The following is a 25,992-nucleotide window of genomic DNA, read 5'->3' as shown; positions in this document are numbered from 1 at the left end:
ATCGAGCGCCCCCGATGAACCACCGGCCCGCCCGCCGCGCCCGCCGCGCCTCGGCCTCCCCCCTGTTCACCCCCCACGGCACCGACCGCGCCGCCCGCAAGGCCGCCCGCCGCCAGCTCGCCGAAGCCGAAGCCAAGGCCCGCGCCCAGGCCGCCGCCCACCCGGCCGGCCAGGAACCCGCCGAGCAGGAAACCCCCGCACCGGTCTACCCCCTTGCCGGGCGCCCCGGGCCGGCCTCCGCCCGCGGCAACAAGCTGCGGCTGCCCGCCCACCGCATGACCACCGCCACCGCCTCCGGCGCATACCCCTTCCTCGCCGAAGGCGGACTCGGCGCCGAGGGCATTTACATCGGCCGCGACGTCCACGCCGAAGCCTCCTTCTGCTTCGACCCCTTCGCCCTGTACGGCAAGATCGAGGGCTTCACCAACCCCAACGTCCTGCTCGCCGGCGTCATCGGACAGGGCAAGTCCGCCCTGGCGAAGTCCTTCGCCCTGCGGTCGGTCGCCTTCGGATACCGCGTCTACGTCCCCTGCGACCCCAAGGGCGAATGGACCCCGGTGGCGACCGCGCTCGGCGGCACCTCCATCGCCCTCGGGCCCGGCCTGCCCGGCAAGCTCAACCCCCTGGACGCCGCCCCCCGCCCCCACAGCGTCTCCGAGACGGACTGGGCGGGCGAGATCCGCAAGCGCCGCCTGCTGCTGCTCGGCTCCCTGGCCCGTACCGTGCTCGGACGGGACCTGAAGCCGATGGAGCACACCGCGCTCGACGTCGCCCTCGACGCCGTCGTCACCCACGCCGCCGCTACCGGCCGCACCCCGCTGCTCGGCGACATCGCCGCCACCCTCAACAACCCCGCCGCCCTCGACACCGCAGGCGGCAGCATGTCCGGGCACCTGGGAGATGCCGCTCGCGACCTCGCTCACGCCCTGCGCCGCATGGTCCACGGCGACCTCGCCGGCATGTTCGACGCGCCCAGCACCGTGGCGTTCAACCCGAACTCGCCGATGCTGACCATCGACCTGTCCCGCCTGGGCGGCTCCGGCGACGACACCGCCCTCGTTCTCGCCATGACCTGCGCCTCCGCCTGGATGGAATCCGCCCTCACCGACCCCCGCGGCGGCAGACGGTGGATCGTCTACGACGAAGCCTGGCGCCTGATGCGCCACCCCGGCCTGCTGCAGCGCATGCAGTCCCAGTGGAAGCTGAGCCGTGGCCTGGGCATCGCGAACCTGATGGTCATCCACCGCCTGTCCGACCTGCTCACCGCAGGCGACGCCGGATCCCGCGGACGCGCTCTGGCCGAGGGCCTCCTGGCCGACTGCTCCACCCGCATCATCTACCGGCAGGAAACCGACCAACTCCACGCGGCAGCCGCCCTCTTGGGCCTGACCTCCGTCGAGACCGACGCCATCGCCCACCTCAACAGGGGCCGCGGACTGTGGAAGGTCGCCGGACAATCATTCATCGTTCAACATCTTTTGCATCCCCACGAGCTGTCGCTGTTCGACACCGACGCACGGATGCATTGAAAAGTTCCCCTTTGTCCATAAGGAGCCCGCAATAGAAACCCATCCCATCACCGAACTCTTTCCCCAGCTCGACGAGGACGAGCTGCGTGCTCTCGCCGACGACATCCAAGCACGCGGCTTGCTGCATCCCATTGTTCGCGACCCCCAGGGTCGTCTCCTCGACGGACGCGGCAGGCTCGCTGCATGCGAAATCGCCGCCGTGGAACCAAGGTTCACGACCTACGAGGGAAGCGACCCCCGCGGCTACGTCCTTTCGGTGAACCTCCGTCGCCGCAACATCACCAAGGGGCAGGCGGCGATGATCTCCGCCAAGGCCCGTTCAGAATCTGAACACCAGCCGTGCTCAGACTCTGAGCACTCCACACGTTCAGTTTCTGAGCAGACCGGCCTGTCCCTGGGACGGATCAGCCAGGCCAACGTGGTGCTCCAGCATGCCGCGGACCTCGTGGAGGCGGTCATCAGCGGCGCCATGGGCCTGGACGAGGCGTATGCCATCGCTCGGGAGAACAAGGCCAAGGCCAACTCCGCCGAGGTGCAGCTCGCCCGACTGCGGCAGGAGGACCCCGAGCTGGCCGACCGGGTCGTCGAGGGCCACCTGACGCTCGCCGGCGCATGGGCAGAGCGCACCGAGCGCGTCGAGGAGGACAAGCGCCAGCGCCGCGTGGCCACCCGGCTGCTGGACGAGGTGGTCCCGCCGCTCGCCCAGGCCCGCGGTACCCGGACGTTCAGCCGGTACGACCCTGCGTTCGCCAGCGGCTCGCCAATCACCCGTGAGACCATCGCGCACGCCATGACAGCGCTGGCCGAGATGGACCAGGTCTGGCAGGAGCGTGACCTGCCGTGACGAGCGCCGCCGACCTCCGCCTGCAGCAGATCGTCGAGCAGAGCGCGGTTGCTCTGACCGACGCCACCGGCCGGTTCCACAAACGCCACCTCACCGATGCGGTGCGCGAACAGCTCGCACGCGAGGACCTCGACCCGCACATCAAGTCCGCCGCCCTGGACAAGCTCGCCCAGAGCCTCGTCACCGGGTTCGGCGAGCAGCGCAATCCACGCCGCAGGCGGACCAACCGGCTCTTCCATCCCCAGTACGTCATCAAGCTGGGCAACGGAATCTGGGTATGGATGGCTCGCGCCACCGACTCCGACATCGTGGAGTGGCGCCGACTGTCGAGGAAGAACCGGGCGCGCGTCGACCTCGCGGACAACGAGGTCCAGGACTACGCGGACGAAGTCCTCGCCGCCTTCCGTGCCCATACCGACATCGTCTACCTCGAAGACCTGGAGCGTGCGGTCTTCGGCTATGAGGAAGACAGCGCCGATCAGGCCGGCCTCCTCGGACCGTGACCAGCACGGGTTACGACATCCGTCCTGGCCGACAACGGACGCACGAACCTTCAGGCATTCCTCGCCAGTTCCTCACACCACCGGCACGAAAGCCGAGCCGAACCCGTAGCCGACGAGCCGAAGGCATCAACCGCCCCGCCTTCTTCAAGGAGAAATCCACCCGATGCAGCGCCCACCGAACCTGACGGACGCCGAATGGGCCGAATGGCTCCAGTGCCAGGAAGAGGAGGACGAGCTGCTGGCCCAAGTCGCCGACCGTGAAGCCCAGCTGGAAACGGGCCTGATCAACGCGTACGACGAGTACGAGTTCACCTGGAAGTACGCCGGCGGCGACCGCCGGTCGCACGAGGAGGAGCCGTCGACAGCCCAGCCCGACCCGGCCACCCCGCCTCGCCACCCAACGCCCGCCTATGGCTGCAGCCCGGGTCTCCCGCCGGGCCCGCCGCGCACCGCCCGCGCCCTTCGCCTCCCGTTCTGAGCCCACAACTCACGCCATCGCCCCGGCGGCCCCCCTTGGAGCACATGAACGCCTACCGCACCGACCTGGCTACCTTCGCCGACGCGCTCGCCTCGCGCCTGCCCGGCGAATGGACCAGCCAGTACCACCAACACACTCAATACAAGGACCAGTTCCCCCTCAGCGACCGCGTCTGGGACTGCGGACATGTCCAGTGGGCCCTCACCGAATTCGTCCTCGGCCACCACTGCACGCTGACCGGTCCGGACGACCAGCAGTTGTGCGTCATCGACCGACCGCTGCACCGCCACCAGTTCCTCGTCGCCCCCCTCGCACCCGAGGACGGCGTCAAGCCACACCACTTCGACGGTGTGGCCGAACCGAACGGAATCAAGGTCACCAGTGATCCGGCTCGCGCTGCCGCCGCGGTCATCCGCCGGGTCCTACCCCGCTACCGGTACGCGCTGGCCTTCGTACGTCACAACGCGGCCCGCCAGCCGGAGCCTGCGCACCGGCCCGGACCGCCGCAGGTGGCACGCGTGGTCACCCTGACCTGGTATTCGGACGGCGCCCTCGGCACGCCGTACGCAAGCGTCCCCGAGGACGCCCGCACGACGCTGTACACCCTCGGCTTCCAGTACCACCCCCACCAGGCCGCGTTCCTGCTGCCCGCCGCATACGGCGAGGACGGCCGCGCTGTGCGCGTGCAGGCCCTGGTGCACCAGCTCGCCCACCGCGGCATCGGCGTGAACCTCCGCCACATCACCGCACCCACCACCACCTCCCCTGGCCCGGCCGTCCCCGCACCGACCAGCGTCTTCGCGCCCGGCCGACACCGGTAAGCCGACCGCCGGCCGCACCCGCCCCTTCTCTCTTCCACAACCTGGGGAAAACGGCCGCACCTGGCTCGGCATAACCGGAACGCCGCGTCTTCAACTACCGCGCGCCTGCCCGGATACGGCTGTCGCCGCACCCGCACCGCGGCAGCCGTATCCGGGCGCCCCGCCGCTTCAAGGAGCCCCACCCCGATGCAGCACCCCGACTTCGAGCTGTACGACAACGTCGGCCGCGATGCCGACCAGATCACCGCCGCCCGCTACGGCATCGCCACCCGAGACGACCTGCTGCGCTGGGCGAAGCGGGACGCCGAGCCGTTCCTGGCCCAGCACCCGCTGCCCAAGCAGGACCTGCCGAGCCCCGACCTTCGCCCCTACCTCGATGCTCTCGCCGCCGCCGAGACACCAGCGCAGGCCAGTGCGGTCACCCGACACCTGCTGGATGCGGCCGAACCGGTGCTCCAGGCGGTGAGCGACTACCTGGTGGCCGCCGCCCGCTGGCGCGGCCAGAACCGCGGTGCGGAACCGGGGTCCCCGCCCAAGATGCTCATGGCAGCGGCCAGCCGCAGCCTGTCCGTGCTGGCCATCGCCGACCAGGCGGACCTGGCGGCCCTGCGCGCCGCATACGACCCGGCACCGACCCCGCCGGCCCCGCCCCACAGGCCGACTGGGCCCGGCCTTCCCCCGGCCCCGCCCGGCACCCCTCCCGCCAGCCCGACACACGGCCGGTAGCCACCACCAGAAGAAGACCGCGGCCCCATCGTGGACTGGACCACCGATGCCCGAGCCCGTTTCAGCGACAGCTACGCGCGGTGGAAGCCCAGCCAGCCCATTCCCGCCACCGTCCGGCTCCGCGCCACTCAACCCAACGCCGCGCCTGCCCAGCCGGCAGCCGCGCCCGCCTCCACGACCCGGTCCAGCGCCCGCCGCTAGCCCCGCTCCGCCCGGTCCTCGCCCCCGCCCTGGAGAACTCCCTGTCTCAGTACACCCGCCCTAAGATCACGGTCGTCATCGCCACCCAGCTCCGGTCCGACCGCCTGCAGTACCTGGCCGCGATGCACGCCAGCCTGCAACGCCAGGGCGTCCCCTGGGAGGCTGTTGTCACGATCGACGGCGCCGACCCCGCCCGACTACCGCAGCCGCTCGCGGCAGACCCCCGCGTCCGCACCCTCGCGCTGCCCCGCGCGGTGGGAGCCGCCTGTGCCCGCAATCTTGGCCTGAACGAGGTGCGCACCGAGTACGTCAACTGGGCTGACGATGATGACGAGTTCACCACCGACGCCATGGCCGCGCGGCTGACCGCGCTGGAGTCGACCGGGGTTGGCTGGTGCGCCGGATGGAGCGAGGACCTCCACTCCGACGGGTCGACCACACTGTGGCGCTGCCCGACGCCGCCCGGTCGGCACGAAGCAGGGGATGTGTGGACGTACTGGCGCTCGCCGGCGCACACCATCCCGATCGGGCCGACCACGATCCTCGCGCGCACCGAGCTGGTGCGGGCCGCCCCGATGGGCGGCCTCGTCCAGGGGGAGGACTACTGCGCGGCTGTTGGCGTCACCAGCCTCGCTCCCGGGATCCTGCTGCCCCAGGCAGTGTACCGATACCGCAAACATGCAGGTCAGATGACGGCCCAGCAGGGCTATGACCAGTTGGAATCCGCCGCCCGCGAGCACGCCTGGCAGTACGGTCGCAGCCTGCGCACCGCCCTCCGCCGTGAGGTGCCCTCCCATGGCTGACGCCCAGATCGTACTCGCCTACAGCCGGGATGCCGGCATCGTCGCCATCCCATCCGGCACGAAGTACGAGGCCGCGCGCACCGCACTGGAGACATCCGGGTTCCAGCGAGGCGACGCCGGCGTATATCGCCTGGCGGCCGACGCCCCGGACGCCTCCCGCGCCACCGTGGCCGACCTGGTCCGCTCGGCCGATACGCACGGCGTGAAGGTGACGACCAGCAGCCGGCGCTTCATCGGAGACGCCGCCCGGGACATCGCCCGTGTCCTGCCAGGCCAGTGGGACACCCAAGTCGAGCTGTACTGCCACCCCGTGTGGCAGGAGGACCTCGTGCCACATCTGTGGGACAGCGGCGAACTCGGCCGCGCCGTGCAGACCGAACGGATCCCCTACGCCGCCACCCTCACCGATACGGCATCGGACACCACCCTGCTGCTCATCGAGCGCCCCGACCACCAACTCCACTACCTCGTGGGCGCCTTCGCCCCGGAGCCATTCGGGGAAGGGTACGGCGATCCACACGCCCCGCGCAGCATCGTCCTGCCGCCCTTCCCCGGCCGCGCCGCGAGGGAGATCACCGGCCGGTACCTGCCCGCCTACGACCGCGCCGTCCACGCCCGCCGGATCACCACCGTCGCCGGCGCCCTCGACCGCATCCGCACCGAGCACGACACCTGGGCCGCGATGGTCGCCTCCGGCCGGTACAGCGATGCCACCCCGCTGGGCATCGACGCGCTCGGCGCCGCGACCGCACAGTTCCTGGACAGCGCCTGGCGGGACTTCCTGACCGTCGTGGACCACGCTCCCGCGCTGCTGGACCGCTGCCGCCCCACCGCCACCCCGTGGCCCGAGGACACCGAGGCCCTGGCACATCTGGCCGACGCCCTCGGGGAGGCCGAGGCCGTGCGCGAGGAGCTGGCCTTCGCCCCGCTCACCCGCCCGGAACGCAACCTCCGGACGTGGCCGGCCATCACCACCTGGCTCACCCACAGCGAGCCGTTCCTCCGCCAGGCACAGGCGGCGACCCCGCACCCGGGCTCCGCCCTGACCGTCTCGGCGCCGCCCCGCGCCCTCCCGCCGGGCCGGCCCGCACCCCGCCGGTGACCCGCCTCTTCACCGAAAGGCTCCCATTGCCCCTGCCCCCTGACGCCTACTTCGCCTTCGGCACCCATCCGCACCACGGCTTCGTCGCCACCGTCACCCAGGCGATGCCCGCCCACCTGGCCCACTGGTTCCTCACCCGCGAGACCTTCGAGCCCGTACCCGAACGGCCCGGCATGTACCGGCTCACCGAGCCCGAGCGTGACGGCATGCGACGCACCCGCCAGGCCGTCCACGATCTGCGCCGCCACGGGTATGCCGTGCACGCCGACTACCTTCTCGACCCCGTCCTCACCCCCGGTCCGCGTCACAACCCCATGGCTGTCCCCGAGCACACCGAGCGGCGAGGCCGCATCGCGCGGGCCGCTGCCGGGCGCTCCCCGCAACGCGGCCCGGCACTGACCACCTCCCCGCCCTCGGCCCGGCCGATCCCGCCCAAGCCCGCCTACGCCCCCACCGTCCACCTGACCGCTTCCGCCACCGGACGCTCCCGATGACCGCCGAGCCGATCCGCATCCTCCGCGGGCAGGGTGGCGAGGTGGAAGTGGAAGGCCCGTTGGACCCTCTGGCCGCGGAAATCCTGCGCCGAGCACACTTCCTGTTCCAGCCGGCGCTGCGCGGCTACTGGATCCGGCTCCCGTTCGACCTGGGGCGCGACTGGGAGAACGAGCACGCGACGTGGGCGGCACAGATGCTCACCGCGGCCCGCTATTCGGTGGACCTCGACCCCGACCTGCGCGCCGCCGCCCCCGAGCAGGCCGCACCGCCGGCACCGGCACGTCCGCCGGTCATGACCGCGCAGGCCCCGCCCCGGCGCCGTGCCCGACGCTGACCTTCCCGACCACCAGGAGGAGCGATCAACCACACCCTCACGACCCGCGAACTCGCGGAGTGTGCACGCGGCTTCCGGCTGCGGATGGCCGTCATCGACCGCGAGACCCAGACCGCGCTGGACACCACCCAGGACCGCTACGGACGCACCGTCCACCACCACGCCGCGGCAGCCGCCCGCGCCCGCCGCAACGCCGCAGCCGCCGAAGCATACACCACGCACCTCGCCCCGCACGCCGCCGGACTGCTGGAGGCAGCCCGCAGCACCCTCGACACACTGCCGCCCGCCCGGCACACCACCGCCTGGCGAGCCCTGCTCGACTCCCTCACCGCCTCCCACGCCGAGATCACCCGAATCCTCGGCCGCCCCGCCGCCCCCGGCTCCACCGCCGAGCGCGAGCAGCACCAAGCCCTGTGGCCCCACCTCGCCCTCTGGGCGGACCACGGCTCACTCGCCGCCGACCTCGCCGACCAGCACCACCGGCCCGAAACCGGATCCGGCCTGACCGCCGAAGAAGCACAGAGGTGGACACACCAGGCTCAGGCCGCGCAGCGGCGGGGCGAGTTGGACCTGATCGAATCGTGGTACGCCGCCGACGGCCAGCGCATCACACTCGCCTACCTGGTCGAGGACGACACCTCGACCGTCATCGCCCTCACCGGCGACCCCGACGCGCCCGGCTGGCAAGTCATCGGGCACTACAGCGACGAGTACGCCGCCGGACGGGCGCTGCCCCGCCCCGTCCCACCCGGAGTCCTGCGGCCGGACACCTCGCGGTTCAACCGCCCGGAACCCGCACCCGAAGTGCCCCTGCACGAGCTGCTCCAGGACATCACCGAAGCCCGCTCCGCCGGCGACGTCTCCGAGACACTGCTCACCGCCACCCAGCACGGCTACGATGCAGGCCCGATGGTCCGCCTCCAGGAACTCCTCCACACCGCCGGCCATTTCGCCGCCGCGTTGGAGACCGTGCAGGGCCGGCAGATCGCCGCCCGCCTCGATGCCCTCGGCCGGCAACTGGACTTCCTCACCCGCGAAGTCAAGGACGCAGCCGAGGACCTCGGCGCCACCGTCGCCGTCCTGCCACCGCACCGCACCCCCACGCCGCCGCGGATCCGCCCGCGCCCCGCCCTGGACACCACACTCCCGCCGCCGCCTCCCCGCACCACGGCCCCCGCACACCACACGTAGCGCACCCCCTCTTCCCGTCCGGGCGGCGGCAGTCGGCCCTGACCGCCTCGACGGCCCCGGCACCGCGCCGCATCTCCAGCGCGGTGCCGGGCAGCCCGCCCCTCTTACCATCTCGTCCGCGGCGCCCCTGGCCGTTACCGGCACTCGCCAGGCCGATGACACCGGCATTCACCGTGCCGACGCCGGTGAACACCCCGAACCACCGGCATGCGCCTGTCCTGTCCCCGCAGGGCCGTGCCGCACCCCTGGCCGCGCCTGTCAACCGCGCCCACTACCAACCGACTTCAAGGAGAAATCATCTATGGCTGTCCGTACGCAGTGGAATGTCACACACGCTTGCGGTCACGAGGTCGTCCATGACCTGTCCGACCGCCCCGCAGACCGGCGCGCCGGATTCGCTCGCTGGCTCGAAGGCAAGGACTGCACGACGTGCTGGAAGGCGGCACGCGACGGCGACACCGCCTCCAAGGAACAGTGGCTGGCCGCCAAGCGCGCCGAGGAGCAGCAGGCCGCGAAGGAATGGGCCGAGCGCTTCGACATGCCGCCGCTGGAGGGCCCGGAGCGGGCCCTGGACTGGGGCGAGCGGTCCCGCCACCAGCTGATGACCGCCGCGCACACCGCCCTGGTGATCGAGGGCACGTGGGACGAGGCGGACTGGGCGGAGCTGGAGGAGAAGGCCCGCTCGGTCACCAGGGCCGGATGGTGGATCGATCAGAGGGACGCGCAAGGCGCTGACCTGCTGGAACTTCTCGACGCCGCCACCGAGCAGGACCGCGGGACGGAGAACCCGTTCCGCTGACGGCGACGGACCATACCCGACGATCGGCGGTTGGCCAACCGCTCCTTTCTCCGGACGATTGTTGCTCCCACCGCCACCCGATCCGCGTGGAGAGGACCCGCATGATCCCGCCTTCTTGGACTCCTCCTGCCCTCCCGGCGTTCTCGCCGACGCCCGACCCGCTGACCCCCGCCCGGGACATCACCCACGCCCACTTCCAGGCAGGCGACCAGGTCGTCGTCATCAAGGGCGTAGCCGGCGGGGAACTGTGGGGTGATGCGGTACACGTCGTCGCCCCGTCCTGGCACACCCCGACCGACGAAGACGGATGGCGGCTGCGTGACCCCACCGGCGGTGCGCAGACGTTCACCACCGCCCACCCCCGCTACCTCGTGCACCTGGGGCGCCCCTGCCCTGACTGCCTGATCTACCTGCGCGCTATGGAGGACTACCTCCTGCCGAAGTACGGCGGAAACGACGCGCTGATCGACTGCGGCTGGTACACCACCACGGCCCTGAACCAGCTCGTGCACATCGCCGACGCGCGGGGCGGCCGGTGAGCCTTCCCCGGCGCCGTCCCGGCCGTGCCCTCGCCATCCTGCGCGCCCGAGCCCGGGCCGCCATGAACCCAGCGGACCCGTTCTGGCCGTCCCGTCTGGCAGCGGACTTGCGCGAACTCGACGCGGACTGGCGGGAGTCGGCCGAGGTCTGCGCGGATGCCGCCTGGACGGCTCGCACCAGCGGACACAGCGTCTTGAGCCTGCTGAACCCGGTCCAGGTCATTGCGACCGGGGCGGATCCGGTGACCGACCGCACCGTGCGGCACCTTTATCTGAGCGCCCTGCGCTACGACTTCCGCTGCCCCTCCCTCCAAGCCTTCGTCGAACAGCTCCCGCAGACTGCCCGGGAGACGCTGGACTGCTACAGCCGGGCCCTGTACGCCTTCGCGCTGCTGGGCCAGTCCCGCCCCGACGGCCTGGTGGTGATGGACGAGGTCCTGGCCGAGGCCGGGGACCACGCCAAGACCGTGCACGTCCTCCTCCACGGCCTGTGGCTCGGCCAGCACCTGGACCATGGAGCCGAACGGCTCCTCGCCCTGAGCAGTCGGCCGCCCTTCGAGGCCGGGCAGGGCCCCATCGTGCTCTTCCGCAGGGCCGGCGCACTGCGCCGCCTCGGCCGATACGACGACGGGCTCGCCACGATCGACAAGGCCCTGGACCTTCTGCCACCGGGCGACACCGCGGTCCACGCCGACCTGGTACGCGAACGCTCCCTGATCGCCGCAGCCCACGACCTGCACCACCACCACGAGCACCAACTGGCCCCGGCAGCAGGAGGTACACCGGCGTGATCCCACGCGTCAACGAGCGGACCAACGCCCCGCACGATCCGCTCAGTGAGGCGTTGGGACGGGATGTGCCGATCGAGGGGGGTCTGCCGGAGCACTCCGTCGTCGCTTACTGGCCGGGCCTGGACTCCTACACCCTGGAGGACGAGCAGGCGACGTGGACTGCGGCCCAGTGGGCCGAGCATCTCGAAGACCCGCTGCTGGAGCACCCGTTCGCCACCAGCCCGCGCGGGGACCGGCGGGCGATCTTCCACCTCGTTGTGCGGCTCCATCCCGACGACCGTGACCTGGCCGCTGCGGAGTGGGCCGAGGCCGCCCACCGTCTGGCCCGTGCCGCCGGCGTCGAGAGGCCCGGCGACACAGGCGGCTGCCACTGGATCGCGGTGCAGGGCAAACCCGGGCGCCTCGATGTGATCGCCAACCTGATCAGGCTCGACGGCTCTTGGCAGCAGCAGCCCGCTGACCTTGGGCGACGTCTCGCGCACGAGGCTCGCCGCATCGAGCAGGACCTGCACCTGATCGCTCCCGCACCCCAGGCCCGATCGGTGCCGACGGCCTCGGCCCAGCTCGCGGAAGTCCTCACCCAGCTCGCCGATGAGCATTCCGGCCCGCTGGCCGCCGTACGGGGCCTGGTCGAACACACCGCCCACCGCATCGCCCGCCACCCCGGCGGCGCCGGAGCCGACGCGGCCCACCGCCTGGAGCTGATCGCCTACCGCCTCCACGGCATCCAGCAGGACCTCGACGCCACGGCCGCCCACCTCACCACCGCGCCCCGCCCGCGCACTGCCACTCCGGCACCGGCCGCTGCCCGGGCCACCGCACGACGATCACCGTAGGAGAAACGTTCCCTTTGCCCCTTGCCGACCGGTTCCTGACCATCCACCGGGACCCGCACTCTGAGGAGGTCCTCGCCCGCGGCGGAGATGCCGAGGCTCACAGCGTCCTGCAGCGCGCGGGCTTCATCCCCGTGGTCCGCGTCCACGAGTCCTACCACCGCGCTCCCACCGGCCTTGACGAGGACGACGAGAGGCAGCTGGCGGCTGAGGCCGTGGCCCGGCTTCGGGCCGTCGGCTACCACGTCGACTGCGACCTCGGCTTCGACACCGACCGCCGCCCGGCCCGCGACCTGCCCCTCGGCGCTGCGGTCGCCCAGCTCGCCGAGCGCATCCGCCAGGCCACCACCACCGACGAGGCCGCCGGCGCACTCACCGAGCTGACCGCCTCCCACGACGGCATCCTCGCCGCCATCGACCAGATCCTCACCGCCACGGCCGAGTTCCACGACGGCCTCGGTGATGCGGCCGATGCGCACATCGCCCGGCGCCTGCGCTACCTCGCCGACGAACGGCTGCATGTCATCCGTACCGACCTCGCCCACACCCGCGACGCGCTCGCCGACCGGCACGCCCCGCACCACGGCCGCAGCACCTGCAGCGAACAGGTCCCCGCCCACGAGCGTGAACGGTCCGCCGTGTGCGCCTGCCCACCGCCGCCGCGCTCCGCTCCCGTCGCGCCCCCGCCGCCCGTGGCCTCGCGGGTGCGCCGCTGACCCCGCCCCACCTCGTTCAAGGACACCATTGCACGACCACGAAGATTCCGGGCGCCTCGCCTCGTTCGCCGACGTCCTCGCCGGCGAACTCCCCGACACCTGGACCAGCACCCACCACCCCACCGCGCACAAGGACGATCTCGCCGAACTGGCCGACCGCATCTGGGACATGGACCTCGTCGCCGAGTCCCTCGCCCAGCATCCCCTCCGCGAGGCAGCCGTCCTGACCCGCACGGACGGTGCTCAGCTCGCCGTACTCGACCGGCACGACAAGCGCGACGGATTCCTCATCGCCGCCATCGCCCCTGCCAGCCTCCCCGACGAGGCGTACCGCGGCATCCGTGAACCCAACGGCATCGCCGTGAGCGATGATCCGTTCCACAGCGCCGAGCTGGTCGCCGGCGACCTGCTGGCTCGCTACGACGCAGCCCTCGCCCAGGCCCGCCACAACGCCCGCGCCGACGTCCAGCCCTCGCAGCCGGACCGCGTCGTTTTGACCTGGCAGTCCGACGGCAGCCTCGCCGCCGCGCCCGCCGGCGAAACAGCCGCCGCAGTGCTGGCCGCCAACGGCTTCGTCCACGACCTGCAGACGGGCATATACCGGCTCAGCGGCGACGACACAGCGGTGCAGGCCCGGGCCGTACGCGCGGCAGGCCGGCAGCTCGACGCCTGCGGCATCGCCACCGCGCTGCAGCACCCTTCCGGCCGGATCGCGCCCACCGCGACACCGCCTGCGCCGCCGCCTGCCCCGGCTCGCGCGTCGGCTATCAGGGGCAGATGAGGAGATCCTCCTCGCGCGCAACCGCCCCGTAGCACAGCCGATGGCCGGCGTCGGCAGCATCAATGCCCGCCCTGCCGTCCGGCGCGGCCGGTAGCACCGATCGGCGGCCCCGGCGCCCGGGCCGGGGCCGCCCCGCCCGCATCCCCGACCGGAGCCCCCTGTAACACCCCATACTCCACCACCGATCCGTCGGCATCTCACGCCGCGCCTCGCGACAGCGCTGTTCCGCCCCTACCTGCGCACCTGCATACCCACTGGCCCGCACCGTCTGGCTGGCGCACGCCCCGAGGCGCTCCCCGGCGATGCCGGGCGCACCGGCCACCACCGCTGATCCCCAACCCCCTGCCCAGGAGGAGCATGCCCGACCCCATCTCGTACCCGCTGCGCCTGGCTGATGAGATCACCCGTCAGCTCGGCCAGCTCGCCGACCACCTCGCACACCTCCCCCCGCATCAGGCCACGCAGGTCATTGCCCGCGTGGTGGACGCCGAAGACGGAGTCCTCGGCGGCGTCACCCGCCTGGTCGCCACCAGCAGCGTGTTCGCCAAGGTCCAAGCCGAGCGCGGCGCGCTGCCGCCGGAGGTGTGGCTCGCCCTCGGGCGCGCCGCCAATGAACTCGACGCCATCGGCGGGGACCTGGACGAACACCACGACCACCTGCACCAGGTCAGCACCCTCACCGGCGTCGGGACTGCGCAGCCGCCACAGCCCGCCCCACTCGTCATCCGGCGGCGCCGATGAGCAGGAAGCAGTGGCAGGGCTGGGGCCCGGGCGAGCAAGCCGAACAGCATTACCTCGTCGAGCCCCGCGCCGTCGCCGGCGGCGGCGACCTGCGCCACGTCTCAGAGTTCCTGCGCGCCTCCGGCTGGCGTGATGCCTCCAAGCCGGGCGGTCCGCTGCTCATGGAGAGCCCCGACCGCGCCGTTCGCATCAGCTACGACCCCTATATCCAGCCGGGCGGGTGGACCATCCACGGCAAGGCGACCGGGCAGCAGGAGGAGTGGTGGGCGACACTCGGCCGGCAGACGCCGGTGGAGATCGTCGCCGGGCTGACCGACGCTCTCACCCGCCCCCGCTCCGCCCACGCCCCCAATGTGTGGGAACCGCTCCAGGACCAGCACTGGAGCACTCAACCCAACGCGGGGCACTACACCGCGACCAGCCCGGACGGATCGGCGTGGATGCAGTTCCACCAGGACGGACGCGGCAGCGCGATGTGGTGGTCCGGAGCACGGGACCACCAAGGCAACGGGTGGACCGCGAGTTTCAGCGCCACCACCCCGATGCACCTCGTGCAAGCCTTCTCCGCCGCCCTGGCCAGTCCCGAGCCGGTGATGCGCCCGCGCGGACGCGTCCCGCACAGCGCACAGATTCGCACCACCTCCGTCTCCGTCTTGCCCTCCCAGCTCAGCGCCTGGCAGCAGGCCCGGATCACCGCCGCCCGCGCCGCTACCTGGGCCCGCAACTCCGTCCGCGGCAACCGTCCCCGCACCACCGCCCGTCCGTATGCCCACGCCGGCGGCGCCCGCGCCCGCCGCTGAACCCCACCATCCCGCCACCGAGGAGTCCCGTGCCCGCACTCACCCCCGACACCATCCGCACCGCCACCGAAACCCTCTGCGACCTGACCGAATATCTGCGCGAGGGCGCCGACCTCGACGAGGCCCTCGCGCTCGTCGAGCCGCTGCTGGACGAGTACACCGGCATCCCCGTCCAGCTCGGCGACACCCTGCGCGCCCTCGCCCGCGCCGTGCAGAACCACCCCAGCTCCCCACACACGGCCGAAGCCGCCCTGCTGATCGCCGAGTTGCGCTCTGCGGCATGGGAGCAGAGCGACCAGCACACCCTCCACTACGTCCTCGACGACCTGCGCAACCTGTCTGCGAAGACCCCGACGACCGCCCCGGGGTGCTGCCGGTGCCGGTGAGCGAACGGCAGCTCGCCGCCTTCGCCGAAACCCACGCCTGGCGAATCCCCTTCGACACCGGCCCCCGCCACCTGGCCGGCCCCGGAGACGGCCGCCACGTCACCCACGGCCTGGCGGCAGCCGGCTGGACCCACACCTCCGACCCGCTCAGCCCCGAGATCGTCCTTCGCAGCCCCGACCACCGGCACAGCCTCCAGTTCGACCCGCAGTCCGCCACCTCCGCCTGGTGGCGGCTGCGGGCCGAACCCACCGGCACCGAGCCCGGCTGGTACGCGGAGTTCGGCGAACTCGTGCCCGCCGAACTCCTCGGCAGCCTCACCGACGCCCTCATCACCCCACCACCCCGCGAACAGCCCAGCCCCTTCCAGGTATTGGAGTCAGCAGGCTGGCAGCTGGACACCCACGCGGCGCACTCACCGGACGGCATGTGCCACGTAGAACTGCTGCGGCGCGATCTGGAGGATTGTGAACCGGCGCGCTGGAACGTGGAAACCTGCGAGCCGGGATACGGCACCCCGAGGGGCCCGCGGATCTGGCACGCCTGGTTCGACAGCCGCACCCCCGCTCACCTGGTCAACGCCTTCGTCACCGCCCTCGCCGACCCCGCCCCCCTCCAGCGCGGCATGTACGACCGCACCGCCCACTACAGCGTCGTGCAACAGCCGAGCCCCCTCACGCCGCAGCAGGTCGTCGCAGCGCACACCACCCGGCTCGACGCCTTGCGCGCCCAGGCGCGCGCCGCCCGCCGCCGGCAGCCGAAAACCACGGCAGCCCCGGCGAAGACCAGCACCACCCGTGCGACCGCGCACCGCTGAGTAAGGACCGCACCATCACCCTCGAACCCACCGCTCACCGCGACATCCTGCACCACCTCGACCGCTTCGTCGACGACAGCAAGAAGATCCTCGACTCCTGGGACGCCTACTCCGACGAGCACACCGACCCCGACGGCTGGCCCCACGACGAGACCGCCTACGGCCTGCGCGCCAGCCAGCGCGACGCCGACACCGCCGCCGCGTTCGAAACCGTCCGCCCCGGCGCCCGTCACCTGCTCGCCACGGCCGAGACGCAACTCGCACACCTGCCCGCCCACGCCGTACAGAACCGCTGGGCCTGGCAGCTGGGCGTCCTGCACGCCGCCCTCGACCACCTCGACGCGCTGCACGACCAGTGGGAGCAGACCCGCGACAGCCTTCCGCTTCACGCCCGGCCCGGTACTGCGGCCTTCGACGACGCCCTCGCCGAACATCACGCCGAGTGCTGGAGCTACCTCGACGACTGGGCCACCCACGGCCACGTCCTTGGCGACATCAACGCCGCCGCCCGGCACGCCCCCTCGCCCCTGGCCCCACCGCCGACCGCGACCTCCGTCCGCTCGACCGGCCGCAGCGGCCCGGTACGGAGGTGAGGCGCGTGCACGAGACCATCGAGCAGGCGCTCATCTCCCCCCGCTACCTCGCCGGCGGCGGCGACCCCGCCTGGGTCACCGTCCCGCTGCACCGCGCCTGCGGCTGGAGCTACGGGCACGACCCGCTGATGCCCCGCGTCATCCTCACCAGCCCCGACCAGCAGGCCACCCTGCACATCGATCCCGACCCGGACGAGCCGTGGTGGACCGTGCGCCACGCCCGCTCCGGCGACCAGCCGGCCTGGTCGGCGACCTTCGACGCCCGCACCCCGGTCGAGATCATCGCCGCCCTCACCGACGCCCTGACCGCCCCCACACCGCCGGCCTCCGGGCCCGAGCCCTACGACGTGCTGCGGCGGGCGGGGTGGCACACCGCCGGCGAGAGCCTGGCCTCGCCCGACCGTATCGCCGCCCTCGAGCACGTGGGCGAGGACGGCCCGTGGTTCGCCGACGCCCGCCTCGACCAGGACGAGGGCGGCCTCATCTGGCGGGCTTACCTCAGCAACACCACACCGCAGCACCTGGTCGCCGCCTTCGCACAGGCCCTCGCCGACCCGACACCGGTGCGCCGCTCTCCCGGCCGCGTCCCCGCACTCGCCCGCAACCACGCGCTCACGCGCACCGTGCAGCTGCCGGTCGGGGACATCGCCTTCGCACTGGAGCAGCGCATCGCGGCCCTGGCCGCCCGGCGAACGGACGCCGCCTCGAACACGCCCGTCCCGAAGCCACCGCGCGTGCCAGCCCCCCGCCGCACCCGCTGACCGTCGCCCTCCCGACCACCCCCTGGAAGCGCCCTCTTGCCCAACACCCCCGCCCCCTCCGGCAGCAGCACCGACGGCTACGACATAGCCTTCCGCGTCCTGCTCGGCGCCATGGCCATCGCCGTCCCGCTCGCCAACCTCGCCTGGCTCGGCGGCAACACCACCGCATGGCTCACCGACTCCGGCCCCTGGGCCCCGTACCAGCCCGTCGAAGCCCTCCTCCACCCCAACCGTCTCTGGCCCTACCTGGGGGATACGGCGCTGCTGGTCGGTGCACGCATCGTCCCCGGCGCGGTCCTGATCGCCCTGGGCGTCGTCGGCGCCGTGCTCTGGTCACGGCACCACGGCGGCAGCGGCGGGCGGAAGAAGAAGGTCGCCGGGATGGCGAAGCCCAAGGACATCGAGCCCCTGCTCGCCAAAGCCATCACCGCCAAGGCCCGCTCCCTGCGCCCGAGCCTGAAGGACGCCAAGACCATCCAGGCGGCCGACACCGGCATCCTGCTCGGCAACATCCAGGGCACCCGCCGCGAAGTCCGCATGGGCTACGAGGACGTAGCGGTCGCCATCATGGCGCCCCGTTCCGGCAAGACCACCAGCCTGGCCATCCCCTCCATCCTGGGTGCCCCCGGCCCGGTCCTGCTGACCTCCAACAAGGCCGCCGGCGACGCTTACACCGCCACCCTCGAAGCGCGAGCCAAGGTCGGCCGGACCTGGTCGATGGACCCGCAGCAAATCGCCCACGCGAAGCGGGAGATGTGGTGGAACCCGCTTGCTGACGCCAAGACCCTCGAAGGCGCCGGCCGGCTCGCCGGGCACTTCCTCGCCGCCTCCGTCGACGCCTCCCAGCAGGGAGACTTCTGGTCCAAGGCCGGATCCAACATCCTCTCCCAACTGTTCCTGGCCGCGGCCCTGGACGAACGGCCGATCACCGATGTCATGCAGTGGCTGGCCTTCCCCGCCGACCGCACGCCGCTGGACATCCTGCGCGACCACCAGTTCACCGCCGTCGCCGCACAGCTCAAGGGCACGGTCGAAGGCCCGCCCGAGACCCGCGACGGCATCTTTGAGACCGCCCGCCAGTACGCCGCCGCGCTCCTGAACTCCGAGATCGCCGCCTGGGTCACCCCGCAGAAGGACGTGCCCGAGTTCCGGCCGTCCGAGTTCGTCACGTCCCGCGACACCCTCTACCTGCTGTCGAAGGACGGCGGTGGTGGCGCGAGCGCGCTGATCGCAGCATGCGCGGACTCGGTGATGCGGGCCGCGACCGCTCAGGCCGAACGCGCCGGCGGACGTCTCGACCCGCCGATGCTCGCGATCCTCGACGAGGCCGCCAACGTGTGCAAGATCTCGGACCTGCCGGACCTGTACTCCCACCTCGGATCCCGCGGCATCATCCCGATCACCATCCTGCAGTCCTACCGCCAGGGCCAGAAGGTCTGGGGGGATGCTGGCATGGACGCCATGTGGTCCGCCTCCACCATCAAGGTCATCGGCTCCGGCATCGACGACCCTGACTTCGCCGACAAGCTCTCCCGGCTGATCGGTGACCACGACGTGGAGACCAAGTCCACCTCCACCTCGGACTCCGGCACCTCCACCAGCATCAGCATGCGCCAGGAACGCATCATGCCGGCCGACGCCATCCGCGCCCTGCCCAAGGGCACCGCGCTGTGCTTCGCCACCGGCATGCGCGCCGCCATGCTCGACCTGCGCCCCTGGTACCTCGAACCCGGCGCCGACGAACTGTCCGCCGCCTCCGGCCGCGCCTCCAAGGCCATCACCGCCCGGGCCGTCGCCAAGGCCGCACCCGCACCGAAGCAGGACGACTTCAGCATCACCGCGTAACCCCCACCTCACACACCCGGCGCTTCGCAAGGGCGCCAGGGCTGCCGTCCCCCCGTCGGCACCGCGTCATGCCGGCATGCGGCACGGCTCACTCAGGCGCCCTTGCGACGCCCGGCCCCCTCACCCCGCCGAATTTCCCACGGACCTCAAACCGCCATGGCCTTCACCGATCACCACGCCGTCTTCGTCGGCTCCACCGACGACGGACACACCTTCGTCGTCGTCAACCAGCCGATCCGATCGGCCCACCGCATCCTGACCACCAGCGGCTTCACCGCCCGTGAGCATCAGGGCCGCACCCTGTACCTCCTCCCGCCCAGCACGTCCCGCGAAGAGGCGCACAACCGGACCGGCGAGGCCCTTCACCAACTACTTGCCCACACCATGGACTTCGTCGACCTCAACTGGACCACCCGCTACCACGAGTCCGGCCCGGCGCCCAAGCCGACCGTCCACTTCGACCTCTCCGACGGCCACATCACCGCGACCGCCCACACCCAGGACGCACGCGGCGTGCTCGAACAGCACGGGTTCACCCCGACCGCCGCGGGCTACACCCTCCCTTACGAACTCGGCGAACGCGAAAGCGTCGGCATCGTCGCCCGCGCTGAGACACACCTGTGGTCCCTCGGCCTCCCCAGCGAAATCCGACTCGGCCTGCCCACGCCCAAAGCCATCACCACCACGCGGGGCCGCACCCAGGCCACCACGCCGACACCGCCGCCCGCACCTCAGCGGCACCGGCACACCCGCTGACCACCCGGCGGGCCCGCCCAAGCCCTCGCCCCCACGCGCCCGCCCGCACCACCGGCGACAACATCCGCGCCACCGCCCCGCGCTGACGCTTCCCTTCCTGGAGCCATGACCTCTTCCGACACTCCGACAGCACACGACCTCGCCCGCGCCCTCGCCGACCAAATCCATCCCAACTGCCCACCTCGCGACGTGATCGTCAGCTTCAGGGTCCGCCCCCAAGCCGCAGCCGAGTTCGGTCACCGCTCCCGCGGAGGACCCGTCACGAGCTTCGCGCAGTCGCTGCACGCCCGGCTCTACGGCCTACCCGCTGACCCCGATCCACTGCCGACCGCGCTGGACGAACTCCTCCAGTCCACCCACACCGCACAGACCGGCGACCAGCAGGCCGCCGTTCTCGCCCAGCTCGCCGAGCAGCTGCGCAACGCGGCCGAGATCCTCCAGTGGGCCCAGTACCACGCCCACTGGCAGAAGCTCCCCGCCGATGTCTTCGACTGGCTGAAGTCAGCCAAGACCGCCGCCCAGCAGCTCGCCGACGGTCTGGACCAGGCGAGCCCCGCCTTCGCCGGCCGCCCGGCTTCCCCACCGGCACTACCCCCGGCGCCGCCCGCCGCGCCGGCCACCGCCCCCGCCCGGCGCTGACCTCCACCCCGCGCCGGTCTGCACCCTCGTTCACGCAAGGACCCACGATTTCCGCAACCCCCGCATTCAAATCAATTTCTCTAGGCGCCGGCGTCCAATCTAGCGCGATGCTTGCCCTGTCCGCCGAGGGCATCCTCCCGAAAGTCGACTACGCCATTTTCGCCGACACAGGCTGGGAACCCAGGGCCGTTTATGACCACCTCGAACGCCTGGAAAAGGAGATAGCCGAACCGGCAGGCATCCCCATCTTGCGCGTCACTTCCGGAAACATTCCCGACGACGCACTCGACCCAGATCACAGATTCGCTTCCATGCCGCTCTACATCCTCAACCAGGATGGCAAGCCAGGGATGACCCGACGGCAATGCACAGGCGAATATAAAATCAAGCCAATCAAAAAGAAGGTCCGTGAACTCCTAGGCTACCCGTATCCTGCCCGCATCCCGAAGGAGATTTTCGTCGAGCAGTGGGTCGGCATCTCCACCGACGAATTCCACCGGGCCAAGGACGCCGACGTCAAGTACATGCGCAACCGCCACCCGCTGATCGATCTGGGCTGGTCACGAGCCGACTGCGTCCGTTACCTGACCTCACTGGGACTGGCCGACACCCCGAAATCAAGCTGCCTCGGATGCCCTTTCCACGGAAACGCCCAGTGGCGCAGCATCAGGGACAACTCTCCGTCGGAGTGGGCGGATGTGGTGGCTTTCGACGCGGCGATCCGCAAGGGCAATGCCCGCGCCAACGCGACCGGCAACCGGCTGCTGGGCGAGGCATTCCTGCACCGCTCCCGCGTCCCTCTCGACCAGGCTCCGATCGACCACGTCACCGCCGCCGAATGGGCCGCCCTCCAGCACGAACTCGGCACCGACTCCCCGGACACCGAGGAGCTGGAGCAGGGTGTCACCGACGGATGCTCTCCATGGACGTGCCGCGGCTCCGAAGTAATGCCCACAAAGGATGACTTCGGGCTGGCTTCGTGATAATTGACCTATTCAGCGGCCCAGGCGGCTGGAGTTCGGCGCTGACCATGCTGGGATTTCGGGACGTGGGCCTGGAATGGGACGAGTGGGCCTGCAAAACCCGCGCCGCGGCAGGCCAGCTGACGATCCGCACCGACGTAGCCCTGTATCCGGTCTGGCCTTTTGTGGGGAAGACTTCGGGGCTAATTGCGTCACCACCTTGTCAGGCGTGGTCGCGGGCCGGCAAGCGCCTCGGGCTCATCGACCAGCCGCTGGTCCACCAGGCCGTCGCCGACCTCGCCCAAGGCCGCGACACTCGCGCCAGGCTGCTGACCTCGTGTCGCGACGAGCGCTCCCTGCTCGCGGCCGAGCCGATGCGCTACCTGCATGCCCTCCACGGCGTCGGCGAGCCGGAATGGGTGGCGATGGAGGAAGTCCCGGACGTGTTGCCCCTGTGGCGCCAGTACGCAGCCGTGCTGCGGGGCTGGGGCTTCTCGGTGTGGACCGGGATCTTGAATGCCGCCGACTACGGCGTGCCACAGACGAGGCGGCGGGCGATCCTGCTGGCCTCCCGTACGCGCACCGCCGCGCCTCCGCCGCCCACGCATGCGGACGTCGCCGAACCGGAAACGCTGTTCGGGCCGGGCCGCTCTCGGTGGGTATCCATGGCTGAGGCCCTCGGCTGGGGCGCTACCGACCGTCCCGTGCCCACCGTGTGCGCCGGCGGCGGGCCCGGCGGCGGTCCCGAGCCCTTCCCCTCGGGGTCACGCAAGTCCCTCGCCAGCGCTCGCGACCGCGGTACTTGGAAACCGCACACCGTACCGATGGTGCTGAAGTCGCCTGCTGGGATTGCGGGTTGGGCTGACGATGAAGGGATCCGGGAGAACCAGCTCGCCGATGCGTCGGCCCCGGCGTTCGGCGCCGGGACGCACGGCTGGTCGTGGTCGTTGCGCAGCAACAATCAGGCGAACGCGACGGTGCGCGGCGTAGACGAGCCCGCCGGCACCTTGTTCTTCGGGCACCGGGCCAACGAATGCGTGTGGGTCGCCGAACCGGCATCCGGTGGTGAGGGCGAGGAGCGTCCGGTTCCGGAGTCCATCCGGATCACCGCCCAGGAAGCCGGCATCCTGCAGACCTTCCCCGCCGACTACCCCTGGCAGGGCAACAAGGGCCAAGTCTTCAGCCAGATCGGCAACGCCGTCCCGCCCCGGCTCGCCGCCCACCTGCTCGCCCCGCACCTGGGCAAGACCCTCACCCCCGACGACTTCACCCTGGCCGCTTGATGCCCCGCCCCACCGACCCGTACGAGGACGACGACTTCGACGACCTGCCGCCGAACCCGGCCGTGCACTACGCCGAGCAGTCCCTGCTCGGCGCCCTCCTGCTCGAACCCCACCGGCTCGCCGACATCGGCCCCCTTCAAGCCGACCACTTCAGCAACCACACCCACGGCGCCCTCCTCTCGGCCATGCGCAGCGTGCCGCCACCCGACCCCGAGGCCCACCGCACCGAGGTGGCATGGCTGAACACCGTCATGGAAGCCGCCCGCCCCGAAGCACCCGGTCTGACCGCCTCATACCTCCACACCCTCATCCAGGTCTGCCCCCGGCCCCAGCACGCACCGGCGTACGCACGGATGATCCGGGCCGATCACGCCCGCCGGATGCTGCGCATGCACGCCGAACGCCTGGCCTGGACCGCGACCGATGCCACCCTGCCGGACCCGGCCGCCGCCACGCTGGCTCAGGCCGATGTGCTCGGACGGCTTTTGGAGGATCTCTCCGGGCAGTTCGCCCCGCACCCCGGCTCGCTTCCACGCACCCCGCTGCCGGCAGCACCGCCGCGGGACAGCGGCGAGGAAGCCGTGGACGAGGAACGGCTCCTCCTCGCGACCGCCACTGCGCACCCAGCAGAACTGAAGACCATGCGGTGGCTGCAAGCCGAGGACTTCGCGCTGCCGCTGCACGGCGCCCTGTGGCAGTGCCTGACCTCACTGGTCCACCGTGGTGACCCTGTCGATCCGATCACCGTGCTGTGGGAGGCCCAGCACCGCGGCCTCCTCGCCGACGGCATCACCCCCGACGACCTGATGACCCTCGTCTCCACGCCCGTCGGCTCACCCGAGTACTGGGGCGAGAAGGTCCTGCAACGAGCCCTGCTCGCCCGCGCCCGCACCGTCGCCGCGCGGATCACCGCCTACACCGAGGACCCCGCCAACACCCCCCACCAGCTGATCACCGGCAGCCGCCGCGCCCTGGCCGACCTCACCGCCTTGCGCACCCGCTGGACTCACGCCATCGCCCCGGCACCGGCCGCCAAGCCCCGCCAGACCGGGGCCGCGGCGACGCCCCCGCGGGCGGGCCCTCCCCGGACAGCGGCCCCGTCCGCTGCACGCGTCTCCCGCTGACACCGAACCGCCTGTGGTCGGGCCCCTATGGTCCGGCCACAGGCCGACACGAGGAACACTCCTTGACGGACCCCGCCATCGACGCACACGTGCGCCTCGACACCCACCCCAGCCACTCCAGTGCGGTGGCCGCGACCCTCACCGGCACCCGGCACCGCACGGCCCACGCTCTCCTGGCCGCCCGCGGATTCGAACCTGTCGACAACCGCACCCTGGTCCTCGCCCGCATCGACCACGAGGAGCCGTACTGGGCGGAAAAGGCCGCCCAGGCACTGGCCGCCGAGGGCATCACCACGGAGATCACACCCCAGTTGCGTGAAGCCATCGCCACGGAATGGACATGGGCCAACTACCCGCTGCCCTGGCTCACCCGCGAGGAGATGCGAGAGGTCTCCAACGAAGCCCAGAAGATCTACGACGACATCCGCCACGGCCGCCTCGTCATCCACGCCCACGCCGACGACAGCGGCACCACCGTCGCCGTCGGCACCTACCGCGACGGCAGCAAGAGCGTGTACCTCCACGGCGAGAATCACCTGCGGCAGGTCGCCGACGTCTACGGCTCGCCCGCCCAGGCCATCGCCGCCTTCGAACGCCTCCACGGCGACACCCTGCGACCCGGCCCCGCGCCCACGACCGACACCGAACGCCAGACGGCCGAAGCCCTCACCGCCCTGCGTGCGCCGGCCGCAGCCGAGCCAGAGCCGCCCGTCCAGCGGTCGGAGACGGTTCCCTCCTACGCCGCGGATCCCGGCGACCACGACGCCATCCTCCATCAGTTCCTGGCCGTGCGCGACGACTGGGAGAAGTGGCGCACCTTCGGCGACGACACCACCCACGCCATCCACGAATCACAGACCCTGCGCATCGAACGCGTCCACGAAGCCGATCCCCGCGAGAGGGCATGGACCATCGCCGCCTACGAGAGTCCCGTCTCCGACCGGATGTGGCACCTTACGGCAACCGGCGCCACGCCGGCCCCCGTCCTCGAGACCCTGCTGACGCGTCTCGCCGAGGGTGACGCCTGGGACACCGCCATCGGCAGCCCCGTCACCGAGACGACGGTTGCCGCAGCAACCCGCGCGCTGACCGACGCCGGCTGGAAGCACACCGTGAACGGACGCTGGATTCGCTGGGAAACACCCCAAGGTGACGCCGGCGTCCAGTTCGACGCCTTCGCCGCCCAACATCCCCACAGCACCCTCGCCACCTGGACCCTGTGGGCCGGCCCCACCATCGACCGCCCCACCTGGGAGATCCACGCCTCCCCCTACACCCCGGCCCCGCTGCTAGCCCACCTCACCGAGAACCTCGCTCACGGCACTGGCACCCGACAGCACAACCCGACCAAGCTGAAACATCCCGCGAGCTTCACCACCGCGCCCACGCGCCTTCTCCCGACACCGGCCTCATCGCAGAGCAGCCGAACCCGCTGACCTGCGGTTCCGCGTCCGAGGCGCGAGGCCATGGCTGGCGAGCCGCTCACCCGCCGTGTCCTGCCCTCCGCCACGTTGGAGCGGGTCCTTCACGCGGTGCAAGTCTCCGGCAACCCCGTAGTGCGGGACGTACGCATCCCCGTCGGCGACAACGTGGTGTGGACCGTACGTTGAATGGGCACGGCGCCCGTGTGGGGCGCCGGCGGGGCGACCGACGGCATGCGTATCGCCGCAATGCCCGCACTCCCTGCCCGAACAGTCAACCCGTGGTCCTAGCTTGATCTTTAACCTGTGCGGCGGGGCTTCGGGGTGGTTGACCTCTTCTTTTGTCCCTGTGCTGGCGTCTTCTTGGGTGTGTGCACGTC

The 25,992-nt window shown here is 71.5% G+C and carries 30 protein-coding genes; all 30 read left to right on the top strand.

The window, feature by feature from the left end:
- Positions 1–14: 14 nt before the first annotated feature.
- The 30 genes from ACWC2T_RS39565 (at position 15) to ACWC2T_RS39420 (ending at position 25,801) form a co-directional block, all read left to right on the top strand.
- The gene (locus ACWC2T_RS39565; RefSeq protein ID WP_450675163.1) at positions 15–1,529 is read left to right on the top strand and encodes an ATP-binding protein; all 1,515 of its coding nucleotides are present in this window, start codon (positions 15–17) and stop codon (positions 1,527–1,529) included.
- A 418-nt stretch (positions 1,530–1,947) separates the two neighbouring features.
- Positions 1,948–2,373, top strand: coding sequence for a hypothetical protein (locus ACWC2T_RS39560; RefSeq protein WP_450675162.1), 426 nt, complete (start codon positions 1,948–1,950; stop codon positions 2,371–2,373).
- On the top strand, positions 2,370–2,876 hold the full coding sequence (locus ACWC2T_RS39555; protein ID WP_450675161.1) for a hypothetical protein: 507 nt from the start codon (positions 2,370–2,372) through the stop codon (positions 2,874–2,876). The genes ACWC2T_RS39560 and ACWC2T_RS39555 overlap by 4 nt, the downstream gene beginning before the upstream one ends.
- 163 nt (positions 2,877–3,039) lie before the next feature.
- Complete coding sequence (locus ACWC2T_RS39550) at positions 3,040–3,354, top strand: hypothetical protein (RefSeq protein WP_450675160.1); 315 nt, start codon at positions 3,040–3,042, stop codon at positions 3,352–3,354.
- Between the two features lie 44 nt (positions 3,355–3,398).
- Complete coding sequence (locus ACWC2T_RS39545) at positions 3,399–4,175, top strand: hypothetical protein (protein WP_450675159.1); 777 nt, start codon at positions 3,399–3,401, stop codon at positions 4,173–4,175.
- 186 nt (positions 4,176–4,361) lie between these two features.
- Positions 4,362–4,901 carry a hypothetical protein gene (locus tag ACWC2T_RS39540; protein WP_450675158.1) on the top strand — a complete coding sequence of 180 codons (540 nt, stop codon included), beginning with the start codon at positions 4,362–4,364 and terminating at the stop codon, positions 4,899–4,901.
- Positions 4,902–5,167: 266 nt separating this feature from the next.
- The gene (locus ACWC2T_RS39535) at positions 5,168–5,905 is read left to right on the top strand and encodes a glycosyltransferase family 2 protein (protein WP_450675184.1); all 738 of its coding nucleotides are present in this window, start codon (positions 5,168–5,170) and stop codon (positions 5,903–5,905) included.
- A complete protein-coding gene (locus ACWC2T_RS39530; protein ID WP_450675157.1) occupies positions 5,898–7,007 on the top strand; it encodes a hypothetical protein in 1,110 nt (369 codons plus the stop codon). Before ACWC2T_RS39535 ends, ACWC2T_RS39530 begins: the two co-directional genes overlap by 8 nt.
- A gap of 32 nt (positions 7,008–7,039) precedes the next feature.
- A complete protein-coding gene (locus tag ACWC2T_RS39525) occupies positions 7,040–7,501 on the top strand; it encodes a hypothetical protein (RefSeq protein ID WP_450675183.1) in 462 nt (153 codons plus the stop codon).
- Positions 7,498–7,836, top strand: a complete 339-nt coding sequence (locus ACWC2T_RS39520; protein ID WP_450675156.1) for a hypothetical protein — start codon at positions 7,498–7,500, stop codon at positions 7,834–7,836. Before ACWC2T_RS39525 ends, ACWC2T_RS39520 begins: the two co-directional genes overlap by 4 nt.
- 84 nt (positions 7,837–7,920) lie before the next feature.
- Positions 7,921–9,027: a hypothetical protein gene (locus ACWC2T_RS39515; protein WP_450675155.1), complete on the top strand. Its 1,107-nt coding sequence runs from the start codon at positions 7,921–7,923 to the stop codon at positions 9,025–9,027.
- Positions 9,028–9,328: 301 nt separating this feature from the next.
- The gene (locus tag ACWC2T_RS39510; RefSeq protein WP_142218833.1) at positions 9,329–9,826 is read left to right on the top strand and encodes a hypothetical protein; all 498 of its coding nucleotides are present in this window, start codon (positions 9,329–9,331) and stop codon (positions 9,824–9,826) included.
- Positions 9,827–9,927: 101 nt separating this feature from the next.
- Complete coding sequence (locus ACWC2T_RS39505; protein WP_450675154.1) at positions 9,928–10,365, top strand: hypothetical protein; 438 nt, start codon at positions 9,928–9,930, stop codon at positions 10,363–10,365.
- A gap of 62 nt (positions 10,366–10,427) precedes the next feature.
- Positions 10,428–11,156, top strand: a complete 729-nt coding sequence (locus tag ACWC2T_RS39500) for a hypothetical protein (RefSeq protein WP_450675153.1) — start codon at positions 10,428–10,430, stop codon at positions 11,154–11,156.
- Positions 11,153–11,992 carry a relaxase/mobilization nuclease gene (locus ACWC2T_RS39495; RefSeq protein ID WP_450675152.1) on the top strand — a complete coding sequence of 280 codons (840 nt, stop codon included), beginning with the start codon at positions 11,153–11,155 and terminating at the stop codon, positions 11,990–11,992. The genes ACWC2T_RS39500 and ACWC2T_RS39495 overlap by 4 nt, the downstream gene beginning before the upstream one ends.
- Positions 11,993–12,006: 14 nt before the next feature.
- Positions 12,007–12,705, top strand: coding sequence for a hypothetical protein (locus ACWC2T_RS39490; protein WP_450675151.1), 699 nt, complete (start codon positions 12,007–12,009; stop codon positions 12,703–12,705).
- Between the two features lie 28 nt (positions 12,706–12,733).
- The gene (locus tag ACWC2T_RS39485) at positions 12,734–13,486 is read left to right on the top strand and encodes a hypothetical protein (protein WP_450675150.1); all 753 of its coding nucleotides are present in this window, start codon (positions 12,734–12,736) and stop codon (positions 13,484–13,486) included.
- 357 nt (positions 13,487–13,843) lie between these two features.
- On the top strand, positions 13,844–14,227 hold the full coding sequence (locus ACWC2T_RS39480; RefSeq protein ID WP_055709484.1) for a hypothetical protein: 384 nt from the start codon (positions 13,844–13,846) through the stop codon (positions 14,225–14,227).
- Positions 14,224–15,027 (top strand): DUF317 domain-containing protein, encoded by an 804-nt coding sequence (locus ACWC2T_RS39475; RefSeq protein WP_450675149.1) that lies wholly within the window; start codon positions 14,224–14,226, stop codon positions 15,025–15,027. Before ACWC2T_RS39480 ends, ACWC2T_RS39475 begins: the two co-directional genes overlap by 4 nt.
- Positions 15,028–15,056: 29 nt before the next feature.
- Positions 15,057–15,413: a hypothetical protein gene (locus tag ACWC2T_RS39470; RefSeq protein ID WP_450675148.1), complete on the top strand. Its 357-nt coding sequence runs from the start codon at positions 15,057–15,059 to the stop codon at positions 15,411–15,413.
- The gene (locus tag ACWC2T_RS39465) at positions 15,410–16,228 is read left to right on the top strand and encodes a DUF317 domain-containing protein (RefSeq protein WP_450675147.1); all 819 of its coding nucleotides are present in this window, start codon (positions 15,410–15,412) and stop codon (positions 16,226–16,228) included. Before ACWC2T_RS39470 ends, ACWC2T_RS39465 begins: the two co-directional genes overlap by 4 nt.
- Before the next feature lie 598 nt (positions 16,229–16,826).
- Complete coding sequence (locus ACWC2T_RS39460) at positions 16,827–17,582, top strand: DUF317 domain-containing protein (protein WP_450675146.1); 756 nt, start codon at positions 16,827–16,829, stop codon at positions 17,580–17,582.
- Positions 17,583–17,618: 36 nt separating this feature from the next.
- Complete coding sequence (locus ACWC2T_RS39455; protein ID WP_450675145.1) at positions 17,619–19,427, top strand: type IV secretory system conjugative DNA transfer family protein; 1,809 nt, start codon at positions 17,619–17,621, stop codon at positions 19,425–19,427.
- 156 nt (positions 19,428–19,583) lie between these two features.
- On the top strand, positions 19,584–20,183 hold the full coding sequence (locus ACWC2T_RS39450; protein ID WP_450675144.1) for a hypothetical protein: 600 nt from the start codon (positions 19,584–19,586) through the stop codon (positions 20,181–20,183).
- A 105-nt stretch (positions 20,184–20,288) separates the two neighbouring features.
- Positions 20,289–20,822: a hypothetical protein gene (locus tag ACWC2T_RS39445; protein ID WP_142218832.1), complete on the top strand. Its 534-nt coding sequence runs from the start codon at positions 20,289–20,291 to the stop codon at positions 20,820–20,822.
- A gap of 107 nt (positions 20,823–20,929) precedes the next feature.
- The gene (locus ACWC2T_RS39440) at positions 20,930–21,805 is read left to right on the top strand and encodes a hypothetical protein (RefSeq protein WP_450675143.1); all 876 of its coding nucleotides are present in this window, start codon (positions 20,930–20,932) and stop codon (positions 21,803–21,805) included.
- Between the two features lie 47 nt (positions 21,806–21,852).
- Entirely contained in the window at positions 21,853–23,067 is a 1,215-nt protein-coding gene (locus tag ACWC2T_RS39435; protein WP_450675142.1) for a DNA cytosine methyltransferase, read from the top strand.
- The gene (locus ACWC2T_RS39430) at positions 23,067–24,191 is read left to right on the top strand and encodes a DnaB-like helicase N-terminal domain-containing protein (RefSeq protein WP_450675141.1); all 1,125 of its coding nucleotides are present in this window, start codon (positions 23,067–23,069) and stop codon (positions 24,189–24,191) included. Before ACWC2T_RS39435 ends, ACWC2T_RS39430 begins: the two co-directional genes overlap by 1 nt.
- Positions 24,192–24,253: 62 nt before the next feature.
- Complete coding sequence (locus ACWC2T_RS39425) at positions 24,254–25,627, top strand: DUF317 domain-containing protein (RefSeq protein WP_450675140.1); 1,374 nt, start codon at positions 24,254–24,256, stop codon at positions 25,625–25,627.
- A 30-nt stretch (positions 25,628–25,657) separates the two neighbouring features.
- On the top strand, positions 25,658–25,801 hold the full coding sequence (locus ACWC2T_RS39420; protein ID WP_450675139.1) for a hypothetical protein: 144 nt from the start codon (positions 25,658–25,660) through the stop codon (positions 25,799–25,801).
- Positions 25,802–25,992: the final 191 nt, after the last annotated feature.

It is taken from the genome of Streptomyces sp. NPDC001393, from assembly GCF_053597455.1.
Note: the sequence above shows the minus strand (reverse complement) of the source record. Positions and strands in the feature narration are given on the sequence as shown.

Coding starts and splice junctions, on each gene's coding strand:
- ACWC2T_RS39565 (WP_450675163.1), top strand. CDS start 15: ATGAACCACCGGCCCGCCCGCCGCGCCCGCCGCGCCTCGGCCTCCCCC.
- ACWC2T_RS39550 (WP_450675160.1), top strand. CDS start 3,040: ATGCAGCGCCCACCGAACCTGACGGACGCCGAATGGGCCGAATGGCTC.
- ACWC2T_RS39545 (WP_450675159.1), top strand. CDS start 3,399: ATGAACGCCTACCGCACCGACCTGGCTACCTTCGCCGACGCGCTCGCC.
- ACWC2T_RS39540 (WP_450675158.1), top strand. CDS start 4,362: ATGCAGCACCCCGACTTCGAGCTGTACGACAACGTCGGCCGCGATGCC.
- ACWC2T_RS39530 (WP_450675157.1), top strand. CDS start 5,898: ATGGCTGACGCCCAGATCGTACTCGCCTACAGCCGGGATGCCGGCATC.
- ACWC2T_RS39520 (WP_450675156.1), top strand. CDS start 7,498: ATGACCGCCGAGCCGATCCGCATCCTCCGCGGGCAGGGTGGCGAGGTG.
- ACWC2T_RS39515 (WP_450675155.1), top strand. CDS start 7,921: ATGGCCGTCATCGACCGCGAGACCCAGACCGCGCTGGACACCACCCAG.
- ACWC2T_RS39510 (WP_142218833.1), top strand. CDS start 9,329: ATGGCTGTCCGTACGCAGTGGAATGTCACACACGCTTGCGGTCACGAG.
- ACWC2T_RS39505 (WP_450675154.1), top strand. CDS start 9,928: ATGATCCCGCCTTCTTGGACTCCTCCTGCCCTCCCGGCGTTCTCGCCG.
- ACWC2T_RS39500 (WP_450675153.1), top strand. CDS start 10,428: ATGAACCCAGCGGACCCGTTCTGGCCGTCCCGTCTGGCAGCGGACTTG.
- ACWC2T_RS39480 (WP_055709484.1), top strand. CDS start 13,844: ATGCCCGACCCCATCTCGTACCCGCTGCGCCTGGCTGATGAGATCACC.
- ACWC2T_RS39475 (WP_450675149.1), top strand. CDS start 14,224: ATGAGCAGGAAGCAGTGGCAGGGCTGGGGCCCGGGCGAGCAAGCCGAA.
- ACWC2T_RS39450 (WP_450675144.1), top strand. CDS start 19,584: ATGGCCTTCACCGATCACCACGCCGTCTTCGTCGGCTCCACCGACGAC.
- ACWC2T_RS39445 (WP_142218832.1), top strand. CDS start 20,289: ATGACCTCTTCCGACACTCCGACAGCACACGACCTCGCCCGCGCCCTC.
- ACWC2T_RS39440 (WP_450675143.1), top strand. CDS start 20,930: ATGCTTGCCCTGTCCGCCGAGGGCATCCTCCCGAAAGTCGACTACGCC.
- ACWC2T_RS39435 (WP_450675142.1), top strand. CDS start 21,853: ATGCTGGGATTTCGGGACGTGGGCCTGGAATGGGACGAGTGGGCCTGC.
- ACWC2T_RS39430 (WP_450675141.1), top strand. CDS start 23,067: ATGCCCCGCCCCACCGACCCGTACGAGGACGACGACTTCGACGACCTG.
- ACWC2T_RS39420 (WP_450675139.1), top strand. CDS start 25,658: ATGGCTGGCGAGCCGCTCACCCGCCGTGTCCTGCCCTCCGCCACGTTG.